Source organism: Martelella mediterranea, from assembly GCF_021021415.1.
Classification (GTDB): Bacteria; Pseudomonadota; Alphaproteobacteria; order Rhizobiales; family Rhizobiaceae; genus Martelella; species Martelella mediterranea_C.
In genome coordinates, this window is record NZ_JAINWJ010000049.1 from 24082 (window position 1) to 40064 (window position 15983).

General features: G+C 61.0%; 12 protein-coding genes. 4 read left to right on the forward strand and 8 right to left on the reverse strand.

The window, feature by feature from the left end; genetic code table 11:
- The first annotated feature begins 7 nt into the window (after positions 1-7).
- Complete coding sequence (locus tag K7H91_RS21315) at positions 8-457, forward strand: DNA polymerase III subunit chi (protein ID WP_230722219.1); 450 nt, start codon at positions 8-10, stop codon at positions 455-457.
- Between the two features lie 27 nt (positions 458-484).
- Here the strand turns inward: K7H91_RS21315 and K7H91_RS21320 are convergent, their stop codons facing one another.
- The 5 genes from K7H91_RS21320 to pstS form a co-directional block, all read right to left on the reverse strand.
- A complete protein-coding gene (locus tag K7H91_RS21320; protein ID WP_230722220.1) occupies positions 485-1162 on the reverse strand; it encodes a hypothetical protein in 678 nt (225 codons plus the stop codon).
- Between the two features lie 146 nt (positions 1163-1308).
- The gene (pstB, locus tag K7H91_RS21325) at positions 1309-2130 is read right to left on the reverse strand and encodes a phosphate ABC transporter ATP-binding protein PstB (protein WP_230722221.1); all 822 of its coding nucleotides are present in this window, start codon (positions 2128-2130) and stop codon (positions 1309-1311) included.
- 18 nt (positions 2131-2148) lie between these two features.
- Complete coding sequence (gene pstA / locus K7H91_RS21330; RefSeq protein ID WP_230722222.1) at positions 2149-3054, reverse strand: phosphate ABC transporter permease PstA; 906 nt, start codon at positions 3052-3054, stop codon at positions 2149-2151.
- Between the two features lie 19 nt (positions 3055-3073).
- A complete protein-coding gene (gene pstC, locus K7H91_RS21335; RefSeq protein WP_230722223.1) occupies positions 3074-4045 on the reverse strand; it encodes a phosphate ABC transporter permease subunit PstC in 972 nt (323 codons plus the stop codon).
- Between the two features lie 140 nt (positions 4046-4185).
- Positions 4186-5223 (reverse strand): phosphate ABC transporter substrate-binding protein PstS, encoded by a 1038-nt coding sequence (gene pstS / locus K7H91_RS21340; RefSeq protein ID WP_230722224.1) that lies wholly within the window; start codon positions 5221-5223, stop codon positions 4186-4188.
- Between the two features lie 645 nt (positions 5224-5868).
- Between pstS and K7H91_RS21345 the strand changes: the two genes are divergently transcribed.
- Positions 5869-11724: an autotransporter outer membrane beta-barrel domain-containing protein gene (locus K7H91_RS21345; protein ID WP_230722225.1), complete on the forward strand. Its 5856-nt coding sequence runs from the start codon at positions 5869-5871 to the stop codon at positions 11722-11724.
- A gap of 90 nt (positions 11725-11814) precedes the next feature.
- Here the strand turns inward: K7H91_RS21345 and K7H91_RS21350 are convergent, their stop codons facing one another.
- Positions 11815-12174, reverse strand: a complete 360-nt coding sequence (locus K7H91_RS21350) for a hypothetical protein (RefSeq protein WP_230722226.1) — start codon at positions 12172-12174, stop codon at positions 11815-11817.
- Between the two features lie 67 nt (positions 12175-12241).
- Here K7H91_RS21350 and K7H91_RS21355 point away from each other — a divergent pair, with 67 nt between their 5' ends.
- A complete protein-coding gene (locus K7H91_RS21355) occupies positions 12242-12673 on the forward strand; it encodes a CoA-binding protein (RefSeq protein WP_230722227.1) in 432 nt (143 codons plus the stop codon).
- A gap of 8 nt (positions 12674-12681) precedes the next feature.
- Here K7H91_RS21355 and K7H91_RS21360 read toward each other — a convergent pair whose 3' ends face one another.
- The gene (locus tag K7H91_RS21360) at positions 12682-13041 is read right to left on the reverse strand and encodes a DUF6455 family protein (RefSeq protein WP_230722228.1); all 360 of its coding nucleotides are present in this window, start codon (positions 13039-13041) and stop codon (positions 12682-12684) included.
- Between the two features lie 120 nt (positions 13042-13161).
- Between K7H91_RS21360 and K7H91_RS21365 the strand changes: the two genes are divergently transcribed.
- Positions 13162-14445 (forward strand): O-acetylhomoserine aminocarboxypropyltransferase, encoded by a 1284-nt coding sequence (locus K7H91_RS21365; RefSeq protein ID WP_230722229.1) that lies wholly within the window; start codon positions 13162-13164, stop codon positions 14443-14445.
- 71 nt (positions 14446-14516) lie between these two features.
- Here K7H91_RS21365 and K7H91_RS21370 read toward each other — a convergent pair whose 3' ends face one another.
- A complete protein-coding gene (locus tag K7H91_RS21370) occupies positions 14517-15611 on the reverse strand; it encodes a GGDEF domain-containing protein (RefSeq protein WP_230722230.1) in 1095 nt (364 codons plus the stop codon).
- Between the last annotated feature and the right edge of the window lie 372 nt (positions 15612-15983).

Sequence of the window (15983 nt, forward strand, 5' to 3'; positions counted from 1 at the left end):
GACGTTCATGGCGGAGATCCTGTTCTATCATCTGACGGAATCGCTGCGCGACGCGGCCCTGCCGCCGCTTGTCGAAAAAAGCCTGGAGCGTGGCTGGCGGGTTGTGATCCAGGCGACGAGCGAGGCGGAGCGCGACCGGCTGGATGAGGTGCTGTGGACCTTCCGCGCCGACAGTTTCATCCCGCACGGACGGGATGACGAGCCGGACGCGGAGCGCCAGCCCGTGCTTCTGACGACCGCGGACACCAATCCCGGCAAGGCCGATATCCGATTCTTCGTGGAAGGCGCGCCGGTCTCGGCCGTCGAGGACTATCAGCGCGTCGTGGTGATGTTTGACGGCCATGATGTGGATGAGCTGAATGCGGCGCGTGCGGAGTGGAAGCGGCTGAGGCAAAGTGAGCATAGCCTCACCTACTGGCAGCAGGGCGAGGGTGGTCGCTGGCAGAAAAAGGCTTGAGGGCCGCTTCCTTCGTTGCGGCGGCCGTCAGCTCGTCTCCACCGTCTCGGGCTTGGCGATCAGGCTCTCATCCTCGTTTTCCTTCAGGAATTCAGCAAAATAGCGCTTCAGCTTCGGAATCTTGATGAGCTCGTCGAATGAGTACTTGTGCGCGTCGCGCACCAGCGTCGACGGGTTGAAATAGGCCTCGGCGTTTTCGGGCGTCAGCACGAAGGGCGGCTTGCCCTCGCGGCCGAGAATATAGCTCATGATCAGCGCGCCGGTGCGGTGATTGCCCTCGATATAGAGCTGCGGACGGCTGAGTACCCGGACATAGACGCCCGCCGCGCGCTTGCGCACCGGCTTGCCTCTGTGGCGCGCGTACCAGTCCACGAGCCCGCCGATGTCGCCCAGTTCACGGTCGTAGAACTGGGCTTCGGTGCGCTCGATGTGATTGCGGAATTCCGCGCGCCGCTCCCTTTCGGAACCGCAAAGCACGAGATGGTTGAGTTCCAGCAGGTGGTGAAACTGCCCGATCCTCAGGATGTCCGTGTTGTCGCGCAGCAACCGGTCGACATAGCTGTAGCCCTCCATCATGTGCTCGACGATGCTGTCGGACATGCCGTCGCGCTGCATCGTCAGGCGCGCATTGATAAGGGCGAACTGCCGCTGGGTCTCGCGCAGCCTTTCTTCGATCTTTTCAAGGTCGAGTACGTGTTTGAACATCTTGGTTTCCGCTCAACCCTGAATTGGGTTCGAGTTTGATAGCGTAGCGAAGCGAGCGTTGAGATCAACGGCTTCGTTGCGGATATCAAAAGGGCGGCATCCCGAAAGAGCCGCCCGAAATGCGTCGATTGCGACCTTGTCGTGGATCAGCTGAACTCGCCGGAGAGATATTCCTTGGTGAGCTGCTGCTTCGGGTTTTCGAAGATCTGCTTGGTCGCGCCGACCTCGACCAGGAAGCCGGTGCGGCCGCCCTGCGACATGTCGACCGAGAAGAAGGCGGTCTTGTCGGCAACGCGGATCGCCTGCTGCATGTTGTGGGTCACGATCGCGACCGTGTAGTCGTTCTTCAGCTCCAGCATCAGCTCCTCGATCTGACGCGTGGCGATCGGGTCCAGCGCGGAGCAGGGCTCGTCCATCAAAAGCACGGTCGGCTCGGTGGCGATCGCACGGGCGATGCACAGGCGCTGCTGCTGGCCGCCGGAAAGCGACAACCCGTTCTGCTTCAGCTTGTCCTTGACCTCGTTCCAGAGAGCCGCGCGGCGCAGCGCCTTTTCGACGCGACCGTTGATATCGCCCTTGAAGCCGTTGAGGCGCAGGCCGAAGGCAACGTTTTCGAAAATGCTCATGGAAAATGGGTTGGGCTGCTGGAATACCATGCCGATATGGCGGCGCACGACGACCGGGTCGACATTCCTGCCGTAGACATCCTGGCCGAGGAAGTGGACATGCCCCTGGAGGCTAAAGGAGGGGATCAGATCGTTCATGCGGTTCAGCGAGCGCAGCACGGTCGACTTGCCGCAGCCTGACGGGCCGATAAAGCCGGTGATCTTTCCTTTTTCGATGTCGACATCGGCATCGCGCACGGCAAGGAAGTCGCCGTAGAAAATCTTCTCGATCCGCGCGCCGATCGCGACTTCGGGGCTGACATCGGCGGCTGGGGCGGTGTTCATTTCCAGTGTGGCAGACATATCTTTACGACCTTTTTCCTAAACGCGGCGGGTGCCGAAGGAGCGGCTGAGGATGTTGAAGACAAGCACGATGAGCACAAGCACAAGCGATGCGGTCCAAGCGAGTTCAATCTGGTTTTCATAGGGCATTGCCGAGAAATTGTAGATCAAGATCGACAATGACGCTGTGGGCTCCGTGAAGCTTCCGATCCAGTAATTCGAAAACAGCGCTGTAAACAGCAGCGGGGCCGATTCTCCGGACGCGCCCGCAACCGCCAGCATGACACCGGTCATAACACCGGGAAGCGCCGTCGGCAAAACAATTCTGGTGGCAACCTGTGTGGCATTACAGCCCATGCCATAGGCTGCGTCCTTCATGCGCTGCGGCACCATCCGGAAGGCCTGTTCGGAGGTCAGAAGAATGGTCGGCAGCATCAGGATCGCCAGGGAAAGCCCGCCGGCCACCGCCGAGTAGGTCTTCATGACGATGACGAGCCAGGCGTAGACGAAAACGCCCGAGAGGATCGACGGAAAGCCGGTCAGCACCTTGCCCACGAACCGGACGGTTGCGGAGAAGCGGCTGTTGGGATTGATCAGGCCGGTATAGACGCCGCCGAGAACGCCGATCGGAATCGAGATCACCGATGCGATCGCAACCATCACAAGCGTGCCGACGATCGCGTTGCCGATGCCGCCGCCCTGTTCGAAGGGGGCGGGCGGAAGCTCTGTAAGGATCGCCGTGCTGATGCGCGCGCCGCCGCGGCTGATCAGCATGTAGAGCACCGAGATCAGCGGAATGGCCGCGATGCCGGCAAGGATCCAGAGGATGACGGTCTGGATGAAGTTCATCATCGTGCGCCGCTCGGCAAACGAGAAGCTCAGATTGGGATCACCGAGGGCAATCACCTCGGGATTCATCGTTGTCTGATCGGTCGTCGTGGTCATGTTCGGTTTCCCAATGGCCTTACGTTACGGTCTGGCGCGAGGTGTAGCTCATGATGATCGTGCCGATGATATTGACGGCCATGGTGATCACCAGCAGGGCGACGGCGGCATACATCAGCGGACCGATCTGGTTTGCGCCGGCTTCCGGGAAGGTGGAGGCCAGAAGCGATGCCAGCGTCGTCGCCGGGGCGAAGAGCGACAGGGTCACCTGCTGGGAGTTGCCGATCAGCATGGCGAGCGCCATGGTCTCGCCGAGCGCGCGGCCGAAGCCGAGGACGAGCGAGGCGAAAATGCCGCCGGAGGCGGTCGGGATGATGACCTTGCGGATCGCTTCCCACTTGGTGGTGCCCATGCCGTAGGCCGCTTCCTGGATCTTCATCGGGATAGCCTTGAAGGCGTCCTGGGAGATCGCCGCGACGGTCGGCAGGATCATGATCGACAGTACGATCATGGCCGGGAACATGCCGGGACCGGCCAGGTTGGTGGAAAAGAACGGAATGAAGGGCAGGGTGTCGTGCAGCCAGTTCGCCATCGGGCGGATCGCCGGGATCAGCACATAAATGCCCCAGAGGCCGAAAACGACCGAGGGGATCGCGGCCAGCATTTCGACGATGAGGCGGAACACCCAGGCCAGGCGGGCATTGAGAAAGCCCTGCGTCAGAAAGATCGCGACCGCGATACCGAGGCCGCCGCCGAAGATCAGCGCCAGAAACGACGAATAGAGCGTGCCCCAGATCTCAGCCAGAATGCCGTATTCGTTGGTGTTGGGGTTCCACTCGACGGTCGTCAGGAAGCTCAGGCCGTATTCGCGCATGGCAGGTGCTGCCTGCCCGCCGATCTTCCAGAAAATATAGGCCAGCAGGACGACGATAAGAAGGCCTGCCAGGAATGTCAGGAAGCGGAAGGATTTGTCGTAGCCATACTCGAAAGCGGTCGGCGGGCGCGAAACGCTGCCATCGCTTGGCGGGGCGGATTTCGATGTGTCGGCCATCAACGGGCTCCTGCTGGCGGCGGTCGGGTAGCCGCGATCTGACAAATAACGAGCGTCACAATTCTTGCGCGGTGCTGCAATCGGACAAAAGCCGGGGCGCAAACAGGTTACGCCCCGGCGAAAGCTTGATCAGGCCGAAATCAGCCGCCGATTTCTTCGAGCGACTTCTTGTTGATTTCGATGATGTTTTCCGGCAGCGGGATGTAGCCCAGCTTGTCGGCCATGGTCTGGCCGGTGGTCAGGCCGTAATTGACCATTTCCTTGAGCGCCGCAACGGTGTCGGCGTCCTGGCCGTCCTTGTAGAACAGCATCCAGGTGAAGGTGGCGATCGGGTAAGCCTGCTCGCCCTTCGGGTCGGTGATGAAGGCGACGTTGTTTTCGTCGAGTTCGGCCGAAGCGAGCGCGGCGCTACCGGCTTCCGGACCAGCCTTCACGAAGTTGCCGGCCTGGTTTTCCAGCATGGCGTAAGGCGTGTTGGTCTGCTGGGCGTAGCCATACTCGATGTAGCCGATGGCGCCGGGGGTCTGCTTGACCGTGGCGGTGATGCCCTGGTTGCCCGGAGCGGCAACGAAGTTCGAAGCCTTCGGCCACGGAACGGTCTTGCCGCCGCCAACAGTGCTGTTGAACTCTTCGGAGATGGCTGCGAGGTGGTTGGTGAAGTTGAAGTTGGTGCCCGAGGAGTCCGAGCGAACGACAACGGTGATGTTTTCGTCGGGGAGCTCGACGCCTTCATTGGCGGCGGCGATCGCTTCGTCGTTCCACTTGGTGATTTCGCCGAGGAAGATCTTCGGGTAAACGTCGCGCGGCAGCTTCAGTTCGGAAACGCCTTCGAGATTGTAAGCGAGAACGACTTCACCGGCCGTCATCGGCAGCAGAACGACGCCGCCGTCGATCTTGGCGATTTCTTCTTCACTCATGGCAGCGTCGGAGGCTGCGAAGTCGACAACGCGGTTGGTGAAGTCTTCGATACCACCGCCGGAACCCTTGGCCTGGTAGTTGACTTCAATGCCGGTCTTCTGGCCAAAATCCTTAAACCAGGCCGAATAGAGCGGGAAGGGGAAGGAGGCGCCCGAGCCGGTCAGCGACGTGTCGGCGGCGTGAGCGAAAGTGCCGGAGACGGCCATGGCGACGGCAACGGCAGCAACCTTAGCGCCCTTGGAAAAATTTCCGATTTTCATCAGATAGCCCTTTTGAGGTTTGGTTGAAAACGGGAGTGCTATAACAACGAAAGTCATGTAAGCATATATTGTTGTAAAAATTTCATAATTCCCGAAATTTACCGGTGTGTTGTTATTTAATATTCAAATAACTGTCATAAAACTGTCATGTTGGATTCGATGTCTTCATTTTTCAGGCGCGCAATGGGCCGTCCTGCGATCGCCTGTCGCTCCGCTTTCGGTGCTGGGAAAAGAGTGTATGCAATCTTCGGTGGCAGGGTGCAGGCGCGGTCAGACAATCATTTTATTAGCCAAGCTTCAGATGAATTTTCCCACTCATGCCGCAAACAGTGTGCGGTTGGCGTGAACTCAGTTTCGCGTGCGCTGTCTATTCCTGGCAATGCGCAACTTTTAGTTATGATAATAATGTTTTAATTCAATTACTTGCTATTTGGTGGCGTGCTTTCGAGGTAGTGGTTGCACTTACAGGTGGCACGACGGCTTCCAAGCTGTTGCTGTGGGTTGCCGTCCGTTGCAGCTTGGCAACTATCGATCGTCAACCCCTGCAAATGTTAGTATTTGCTGTCAATCTTGCTTGTATTTTCGCCCGCATAATGTCATTTCCCTAATACAGGAATCGAACGTTCAGCTTTTTTGGGGGATTTTATGTCATTGTTGGAAGCGAAGCCGCGCGGCGGGCGCATGACCAAGGTTGCGGGTAATGCAGCGAGCTACGCGCCGCGCGCAACCGCATCGGTGCTCGCGCTCAGCATGCTCGCGCTGTCGTCCGGAGCCGCCTATTTCGGCACGGGCGTTTCTACTGCCTTCGCGGCGAATGAGTGCGGCGCTGCGGGCGGCGCTGATGCGGTGATCGATTGTACCGGCAACAAGCCGAGCGGCATCACCTATAATAACCTGCAGGGTGCGACCGTTAATCTCAAAACCCCTAGCATGAACATCGGCAACGGCCTCTTTAATACAAGAGGTGTAATGCTCACGTCGACCGGCAGCAATGACCTGACCCTCAACGCCACCAGCTATAACAGGATTTACTGGCCGGTTGTGCTGCAAGGCGATGGCGCCGTAACCGCAAACTTTTCCGGCGGCCAGGTGCGGGCTGCTCCCGTTTTCGGGCTTGACGTTAGTACGGCCAATATCGTCGTGACGCTTGCGCCAGGCGGCACGGCCGATCATATCGGTACGATCAACCTTGACGGCACAACGGTAAGCATCGGCTCGGCCCTGACCCCCGGCACCAGCGCCGTGATCGTGAACGGCAATGCCGACGGTTCTGAAATGGCGGCGACGATCACCGGTGGTTCGTCCGTCAGCATTGGCGGCAACAATGCCTTCGGCGTGCGCCTGACGGGCAGCGGCACGGGCAATACCGGCTCGGTCACGGTTGATGGCGCAAGTCAGATCACGGCGTCCAACAGCGTTAATATAGATCTCAGCAATCCGGGCCTTCACAAGGCAACCGCGATCAGCGTCGAAACGTCCGGCGCTTCGAGCATGGGATATGTGTCCTTGTCGGACGATGCTGATGTCAGCGCATCGGCCACCAACGCTGTTAATCTTGCTCTTTCTACCGGTATTTCCAACAAAGCCGGCGACGGCGGCGTCGAAACCATTGTCGACGACGCATCGCTTTCGTCCACCGCGACTTCGCTCCTGACCTCGACGGCCTTCGGGATCGACAACCAGAGTATCGGCGGCGTGGCCAAGGCCACGGTCAAGGGTGGCGGATCGATCTGGGCCGATGCTGACAGCCTTGTTACCATCGGCAGCGGAGTTCAGTCTTGGGCGACTGCGATCCGTAACGTCTCCGATTCCCAGGGTGCGATTGTTTACGTAGGCGAAAACGCAACGCTTGAAGCCGAAGCCGATAACCTTCTCGGCAACGCGACTGCCTCGGGTATTATCAACGAGGGCGGTCTTGCCGGAATTGTTATTCTGGAAGACGGTACGATTACCGCAACAGGAAGCGCCACCGGCCGCACCGAAGCAACGGGCGTCGCCAACACCGCTACTGATGGGGTCGCCGGCGTCGGCGGCAGTGCCAGCACGCTGACGGTTGTCGCGACCAGCTCTCTGGGAGAGGCAGTGGCCATCTCGGTCGATAACGTTGCCGTTCTGGGCGATGCCGAAGTCGCTTTCGAGGATGGCAGCCAGGTCAACGCTCTCGCCGATGGCTTGACCAATGCGCAGGCCGTTGCCCTCAATAACGACTCGCAACAAGGCAATGCCTCCGTACGCGTGGATAGCGCAAGCGCCTTGCATGCCGAGGCAATTGGCGGCGCAGAGGTGAATGCCTCCGGCGTCATCAATACCGGCGGCCCTGAGGCAACGACTGTTCTGGACGAAAGCGGGATTACCGCGACGGCAAGTGGAACCGGCGTTGTGGAAGCCACGGCGGTTGACAACACCGCTACCACTGGACGCGCCGGCGTCGGTGCTGATGCCAGCACGCTTATGGCCTCCGCCACCAGCGGCAACAGCTATGCGGTCTCAACCGCAATCGAAAACCGGGCGGAGACCGAAGCGCGGATTCGCATTCGCGGCGGCAGCGTCATCACCAGCAGGGCGACGGGCGCGGCGAGCGCCGGTCTTGGCGGATTCGCCGCCAGTTCGACCGGCGTGCTCAACGCTTCGACGGCGGGCGATGCCTCCACCGTCATCGACGATATGTCGAGCGTTGCCGCCGGGGCGTTCAGCACCACGGACAACACCAACGCTCTTGCGATCAACACCTTCACGTCGCTTGGCGAGGCGCGCACCGTTCTGGACAATGGATCGACTGCGGTTGCCCTGGCTGAAAGCCAGCTTGATGCCACGGCCCTCGCGGTTCGCAACTTCTCCTACGATGGCGCTGGCCGGGTCGAGCTGGACAATGGCAGCACGATCACTGCCACGGCGGACAGCGTTGCCGGCAGCGCCACGGCGACCGGGGTCATGTCCGTCGCGGTGGGCAGCGATGCCATCGTTCGCCTGCTGGGCTCAAGCGATGTTTCCGTCGACGTCAACGGCAGCGATGTTTACGCCTATGGCATCATGAACACCCTGAGCGGGGCCGGCACGGCCGGTGTCGCCATCGATGCCGGCAGCGTGGTCGAAGTCGGAACCCTGGACCAGGCGGGAACGACCGCATATGTGACCGGCGTCAGCAACAGTGCCAAGGACCCGCTTGGCGTGGCCTACGCCTCGATCAAGGGGCTGGTTTCCGGCACGGCGGATGCCAGCGGGGCGGCCGAAGTCTTTGGCGTCGTGAACGCCGCCGCGGGCGGCGAGGCCGTGACCGAGCTTTCGGACGCGGCAGAAGTGATTGCGGAGGGCAAGAGCGAGAACGATATCGCCACGGCCGTCGCGATAGAAAACACCAACACCGCCGGCCTGGCCAAGGGCGTGGTTGCGGGCGCTGGCAGGGTTACCGCCTTTGCCGAAGGTGCGCTTGATGCCAACGCGGCCGGGTTCAACAATGTCTCGGGCTCCGGCTTTGCGGGCCTTGCCCTTGCCGAGACGGGCAGCGTCAGTGCAACCGCGATCAGCGGTACGGCATCTGCCGAGGCAAGGGCGCTCAACAACTTTGCCAATGACGGCGACGCTTTTGTCGAACTGCTCGATGCCAGCCTCGCTTCGGCCGAGGCCGAAGGCCAAATTGCCACCGCGCGCACCGTGGCCAACGAAGTGCATGGCGCCGGCGAGGCCTTTCTTGATCTTGGTGCCGGAAGCACGCTGCTTGCGAAGGCCTCGGCAAGTGATGAGGCGAGAGCGGTGGCGGCGACCAACTTCGCCAACAACGCCGGCGGCTCGGCAACCGCTATGCTGGGCGGCCTGATATCCGTCGGTGCCGAGGGCAACGGTGATGCTATTGCCGGCGGCGTCTGGAACAGTTCCCGCTTCGGCGACGCCGACATGGTCGTGTTGGGGACGAGCGTCGTCAAGGTCAAGATTCTCGGAGCTCTTGACGCCTCTGCCACCGGGCTGCGCAACGTGACCGAAGAGGGCAGGGCGCGGCTGCTGGTGGAGGACGGGGCTTCGATCAGTGCGATCTCCGCTGCGAGTTTCTATGCAGAATCGATCGGCATCGAAAATGTTGCCGTGGGCGATGGAACGGCCCACTCCATCCTTGGCGGCGTCGCCTCGGTAATGGCGAGCAGCCTCAGCGACGATGCAGTAGCAACCGGCCTCAGCACTGAGACCGATGGCGCCGGCGACGCCGTCACGGAAGTCAAGTCGACGGCTTCGGTCAACACGACGGTGGGGGCCGACAATGGATTTGCAAGCTCGATCGGTGTGGCCAGCATGGCCCATGGCACCGGCGATGCCTACACCACCTCCGAAGCCGGTTCCTATATCCAGACGATTGCAGATGGCGGCCCTGTTGCCACGGCCATCGGCATCGGCGCGCTTGCGGAAAACGGCAATGCGACCGTTGTGACCGCGGGCGATATCGCGCTCGACGCAAGCGCCTCCGGGGATATCTTCGCTGCTGCTGCCATCGCACAGGTCAACAATGGCGGCATGGCCAGCCTGACGATGAACGGCGGTTCGATTTCCGCGACCGCTTCCGGCGCGGCGATCGGCCTCGGCACCTTCACGCTTGGTACGGGCGCGACCTACGCCGTCAACGCGCTTGGCGGTTCGGTGTCTGCCGATATCGGCATCAAGACCGAGTCCGAAGCCGGCCAGACCGGCACGGTGATGATCGGCTCCGATGCCGCGATCACGGCTTCCGGCGGCCATGACGGCATGGCGCTTGTCGATCTCGACGGCGCGGTCACCGTGACCACGACCGGCACGGTCGTCGGCACGGCCTGGCTCGGCGCGGGCGATGACACCTTCAATCTGGCCGGCGGTTCCTGGACCGGCGATATTCAGGGCGAAGACGGCAATGATGCCTTCAACTGGACCGGCGGCGCGCTCAACAGCGGCTTCTACGGCGGCGCGGGCAATGACACGGCCTATCTCGGCGGCGGCGCGATCTATGACGGAACCGAGGTGTTCGACGGCGGCGACGGCGTCGATGCGCTGAGCTTTAACGGCGTTTCGGCGACGACGGCGGGTTCGCTCATCGCCAACTGGGAAACCTTCAGCCTCGACAACACCATGCTGACGCTGACGGGCGGGGCGATTACCGTCGGTTCGACGTCGGCCGCGTCGCAGGGGATCTACCTCAACGGTTCGACGCTTCAGGTCAACCAGAGCACAGTCTTCAACGGCAACATGTTCCTGACTTCAGGCTCGACGTTGTCGTCGGTTGATGGGGCGACGGGTGATGCCATGACGGTGACGGGCAACCTTACCGGCGGCGGTACGCTCGCGATCGATGTCGATCTCGCCAATGCGCAGGCCGACTCGCTCGCGGTCAACGGCGCCTATCTCGGCGGCGTCACCACGCTTTCGCTCAACGAGCTGTCGACGGGCTATGCTACCGGCAAGCCGATCGAGATCATCACGCTCGATGGCGGCGAAACCGGCGCCTTCGTTCTGCCGGGCTACAATGTGTCCGGCGCCTATGCCTATGACGTTCTCAAGCAGGGCAACCAGTACTTCCTGGTCGGCGATTTCTCCAACGCCACGCCGGTCTACGAGGTTCTGCCCGAGCTGATGCTCACTCTGAACCGCCCCGACTCGCTGCAGGATCGCGTCGGCGAGCGCTACTGGAACCTCGGCGACGTGTCCGATCCGGGCTATGTCTGGGCCGATTTCACCGGCGGCCGCGAGCATTATGACGGCACCGAGGGCACGCTGAACGCCTCCTACAATGCCGATATCTACCGGCTTCGCATGGGTGTTGATGCCCAGTTCGGCGAGACCGAAAGCGGCTTTGCCGTCGGCGGCCTGGTGTTCCAGTATGCCAACGCCACGGCTGACGTCAGCTCCCGTGTTGGCGGCGGTGATGTCGTCACCCAGCTGTTCGGCATGGGCGCCACGATGACCTGGTACGGCAATAACGGCTTCTATGTCGACGGTCAGGCCTTCGGCAATGTCATCAACAATGACATCACGATCGCCGGCACGCCGACGCTCAACATGCAGCAGTCCTATGGGTACTCGTTGTCTGCCGAGACGGGTTACCGCATAGACGTGGCGCCGGGTTGGGCGATGACCCCGCAGGCGCAGCTCACCTGGGGCTCGGTCAATTTCGATGATTTCACTGGCGTCTACAATGAAGACGTATCGCTGGTGAATGGCGACAGCCTTGCCGCGCGCATGGGTCTGCAGACCGATTACCGCACCAACTGGACCACGGCCACGGGTGAAGCGCGCAGCGCTTCGCTCCACGGTATCGCCAACGTCTATTACGACTTCACCAACGACCCGAGCGAAGTCCGGGTCTCGGGCGTCAACATGTCGACGGATGACGGCGACTGGACCGGCGAGATCGGCATTGGCGGCAGCTATACCTGGCTGAACGGCAAGCTCGGCATCAATGGCGACGTGACGGCCTCGACCGGGCTGGAAAACTTCGGCGACAGCTACGGCCTCACCGGCAAGGTCAGCTTCCAGATGCAGTGGTAAGAGGCTGACTTTTTCCAAAACAGAACCCCCGGAACCGCGCGGTTTCGGGGGTTTTTCGTTTAGCCCGTCTAAAAAGCGCTTTGAGCCGGCTCAGTTGTCGTCCATGCAGCCGAACATGTCGAAGCCGAGAATGCCGTCGTCGCATTCGGGCGGTCCGGGCTTGCAGGACAGCGTCGGGCAGGCATTGGTGTCCTTGGTCGGGACCACGCGCTGGACCGCATGGCCCTGTTCCGCGAAGCAGATGGTGGGGTTGTCGACATAGCGGTCATAGAGGATACGGCCATTGCCGTTGGGCGAGGGATAGCGCAGGATTGCAGCACCCTGCTGGCGCAGGATAGACTGAACCTGATTGCAGGTCATGTCCTGAATGTCGTATCGGTTGATCGGCTCCTGCGCGCCCGCCATCCCGACTGAGGCCAGAAGCATACCGGCCGCGATGAAAGTTTTCATGAACTCCAAACCCGCAAGGGCCTCCCTGATTGTCTTGATAACCCGCATCTAGAGGAATTGTTTCATCATGGTACAACTTAAAATGGACGATTCAATTATTATCGATGTCCTGAAGTCGGTGCGACGCATCGCTCTCGTCGGCGCGTCTCCCAAACCCGAGCGTCCCAGCCATCGGGTGATGGGTTTTCTGATGTCGAAGGGCTACGAAGTCGTGCCGGTCAATCCGGGTCTTGCCGGCAAGACGATCCATGGCGAAACCGTCTATGGCAGCCTGTCCGATATTCCGGGTGCCATCGACATGGTCGATATCTTCCGCGCCTCGGCTTTCGTCAGTGGCGTGGTGGATGAGGCGCTGACGCTCTCGCCGCTGCCGCGGGTCATCTGGATGCAGCTCGATATCCGCGACGATGCCGCAGCCGAGCGAGCGCGGGCGCGTGGTCTGACCGTCATCATGGACAGATGCCCGGCGATCGAGTATCCGCGCCTGATCGGCGCCTGAGGCGGCCTTCAGCCCTCCGCGCGCAACATCTCCGGGTCCGCGCGCATCTCGTTCAGCAAAGCCTCGTTGTCGCAGTAGTCGCGGAAGTTTTCCGCGGCGGTATTGCTTGCGAGATCGGCGCGGCAGCGCTCCTTGTCGCGGCAGCCGGTACAATTGGCCTCCATGCCGTAATAGAGCCGGCGATACTGAAATTCCGCCTCGACCGGGTCGATGTTGAGCGCCTTCATCATTTCGGTCATTTCCGCGGCGTCGCGCGGCTCGGCGAAGGCGAACTGCGCCGTGGAGATCGCGGGGAAGATCGTATTTGCGTGATGCCACCCGTGCGCGCCACGATCGGTTCCCGCAAGGCCTTCAATCAAAAAATCCATTGCTGTTCTCCGCGTTGTCGACAGCGATACTGACACCTGTATAAAAGACAGCATTGATCCCGATCAAAAAAGCCGGAGGGGTGCTTTCGGCCGGGGCAGAACACAGGGAAGGAACTGATCATGGAAAACCGGGAACCGGGATTTTCGACGCTATCGATCCACGCGGGTGCGGCGCCCGACAGCGCAACGAATGCGCGGGCGACGCCGATCTACCAGACGACCTCTTTTGTCTTCAACGATTCCGATCACGCCGCAGCGCTCTTCGGCCTTCGGGAATTCGGCAATATCTATACCCGCATCATGAACCCGACCACGGCCGTGCTGGAAGAGCGCGTCGCAGCGCTTGAGGGCGGTTCGGCAGCACTCGCGGTTGCCTCCGGCCATGCTGCGCAGCTCCTGACCTTCCACATGCTGATGCAGCCCGGCGACAATTTCGTCGCGGCCCGTCGTCTCTATGGCGGTTCGATCAACCAGTTCGGCCATTCCTTCGAAAACTTCGGCTGGCAGGTGCGCTGGGCCGATTCCGGCGATCTCGACAGCTTCGCCTCGCAGATCGATGACCGCACCAAGGCGATCTTCATTGAAAGCCTTGCCAATCCCGGCGGCACCTTCGTGGATATCGAGGCGATCGCCAAGGTCGCCCATGATCACGGCCTGCCGCTGATCGTCGACAACACGATGGCGACGCCCTATCTGGTGCGCCCGCTTGCCCACGGCGCGGATATCGTCGTGCATTCGCTGACCAAGTTCCTCGGCGGCCATGGCAATTCCATGGGCGGCATTCTGGTCGATGGCGGCACGTTCGACTGGTCGAAATCCGGCAAGTATCCGATGCTGTCGGAGCCGCGCAGCGAATATGGCGGTCTGGTGATCCACGAAGCCTTCGGCAACCTTGCCTTCGCGCTTGGCGCCCGGGTGCTGAGCCTGCGCGACCTCGGCCCCGCGATCTCGCCGTTCAACGCCTTTATGATCGCGACCGGCATCGAGACCCTGCCGCTGCGCATGCAGCGCCATTGCGACAATGCGCTGGCCGTCGCCAAATGGCTGAAACGGTCGGACAAGGTGGCCTGGGTCGGCTATTGCGGTCTGGAGGACGATCCCAATCACGCGCTTCAGCAGCGCTACGCGCCCAAGGGGGCAGGGGCGGTCTTCACCTTCGGGCTGAAGGGCGGCTACGAGGCCGGAAAGACCTTTGTCGGCGGGCTCGAACTGTTCTCGCATCTGGCCAATATCGGCGACACCAAATCACTGGTTATCCACCCCGCATCCACAACCCATGCACAGCTTACGCCGGAGCAGCAGGTTGCCGCCGGGGCGGGGCCGGACGTGGTGCGTCTGTCGATCGGCATCGAGGATGTCAATGATATCATCGCCGATCTTGAACAGGCCTTGAGCAAGATCTGAGTCGATTGCGTGACGGGCGGTGCTGAGCTGCCGCCCGTCGCAAAGCCCGAATGGTCCCGGGCCTGCCGCCACTAAACGGCGAGCGCGACCTCACGATCGGCTGATTGCGCGGGTTGCGGCGTCGGGCCGTCATAGAACACGATGCGATTGCGTCCGTCGCCTTTGGCCTGGTAGAGCGCTCGGTCGGCCTCGGTCAGCATGGATTCGATATTGCCGAACCGACCGCGCATCAGGGTAACGCCGATGCTGACGGTCATTCGCAATTCTTGACCGTCCTCGTGGAACGTGGTGGCTTCCAGCGTCGACCTGATCCGTTCCGCGATCTGGCCTGCGGTGTTTCGATCGGCGACCCGCGTGAAGATCGCGAACTCCTCCCCACCGGTCCGGCCGAATATATCCCTTTCGCGCAGGCATTGGCGCACCACGTGCGTGAAGTTTACCAGGGCCCTGTCGCCCGCATTGTGGCCGTGAACGTCGTTGATGCTCTTGAAATCATCGAGATCGAGAGAGAAAAACGCGAACTGGTCCGATTTGGCGGAGCGCTGGGACAGTTTCTCGATTTCATCGACGACGCCGCGACGGTTCAGGACGCCGGTGAGCGGATCGCTGAAGGCGAGGTCGCGCAGATCGCGTTCCAGCCGCTCGACCGTCAGCCAAACGGCGAGGAAGCCTTTCAGGGAGAACAGCACGAAACCGGTTATCAGTGCGATCGAGGTGGTCGCGCTACCAAGCGATGGCGGCGCTTCCTGAAGATTGTAGGCGCTGAGCAAGGCAAGGCAGGTAAGGGCTTCAACGATGAAGATCGCCATGAGCGACTGGCGAAACGGCCCTTTGAGCGCGTGCAGGTTTTTCGCCATGAAATAGAAGCCGTAAATCGCGATCGTAAAGGCCGCGACGTAGAAACTGGCGACATTGGCAACGCTATCAAATCCCGCAAGTCTGCTGACGACCACGGCAGCGAACCAGAGCCCGACGATCACCGAGGTGAAGGCGGCGGGCCGGTCTTCCCCGCAAAGGCTGAGAAGCCCCGCAGTCGAAAGCGCGCGGGCGCTGATGAGACCTGTGAACGCTATCATTCCGATCAGACGCAACTCGTCGCGACCGGCAACCGTGAGGAGCGCCAGGCCGATCCCCTGGGCAAGCAGGGCGAACACCCAGTAAAGCACATATACGCGGGTTCGATTCCGCAACCAGAGAGGAAGCAGAAAGGCGGCCAGAAGCAAGCTGTCCGCTGACCAGGCTATGACTGCGGTCAGGTTATAGGGCAAATCGAAATCCCGAATATCTGCAATGCGGGACCTGAGCATAGCGAGGGTGCAACCCATCCTCCAGATATGCCCCGACCCATTTTTGGTGCTAAACGATTTAATACGAGAGTTTGTGAAGTTTTACACAATTGAAACGGGAATAAAAGGACCTTCGCCGCCGAAAACCTGTCGCGCCGGACGCAAACCATCTCTTGAAGTGACAAGGTGTGGCACTCTATGTAGGGGAGGACGAAAAGATTCGAATGAGACCGGTGGCGATCAGCGCCCGAA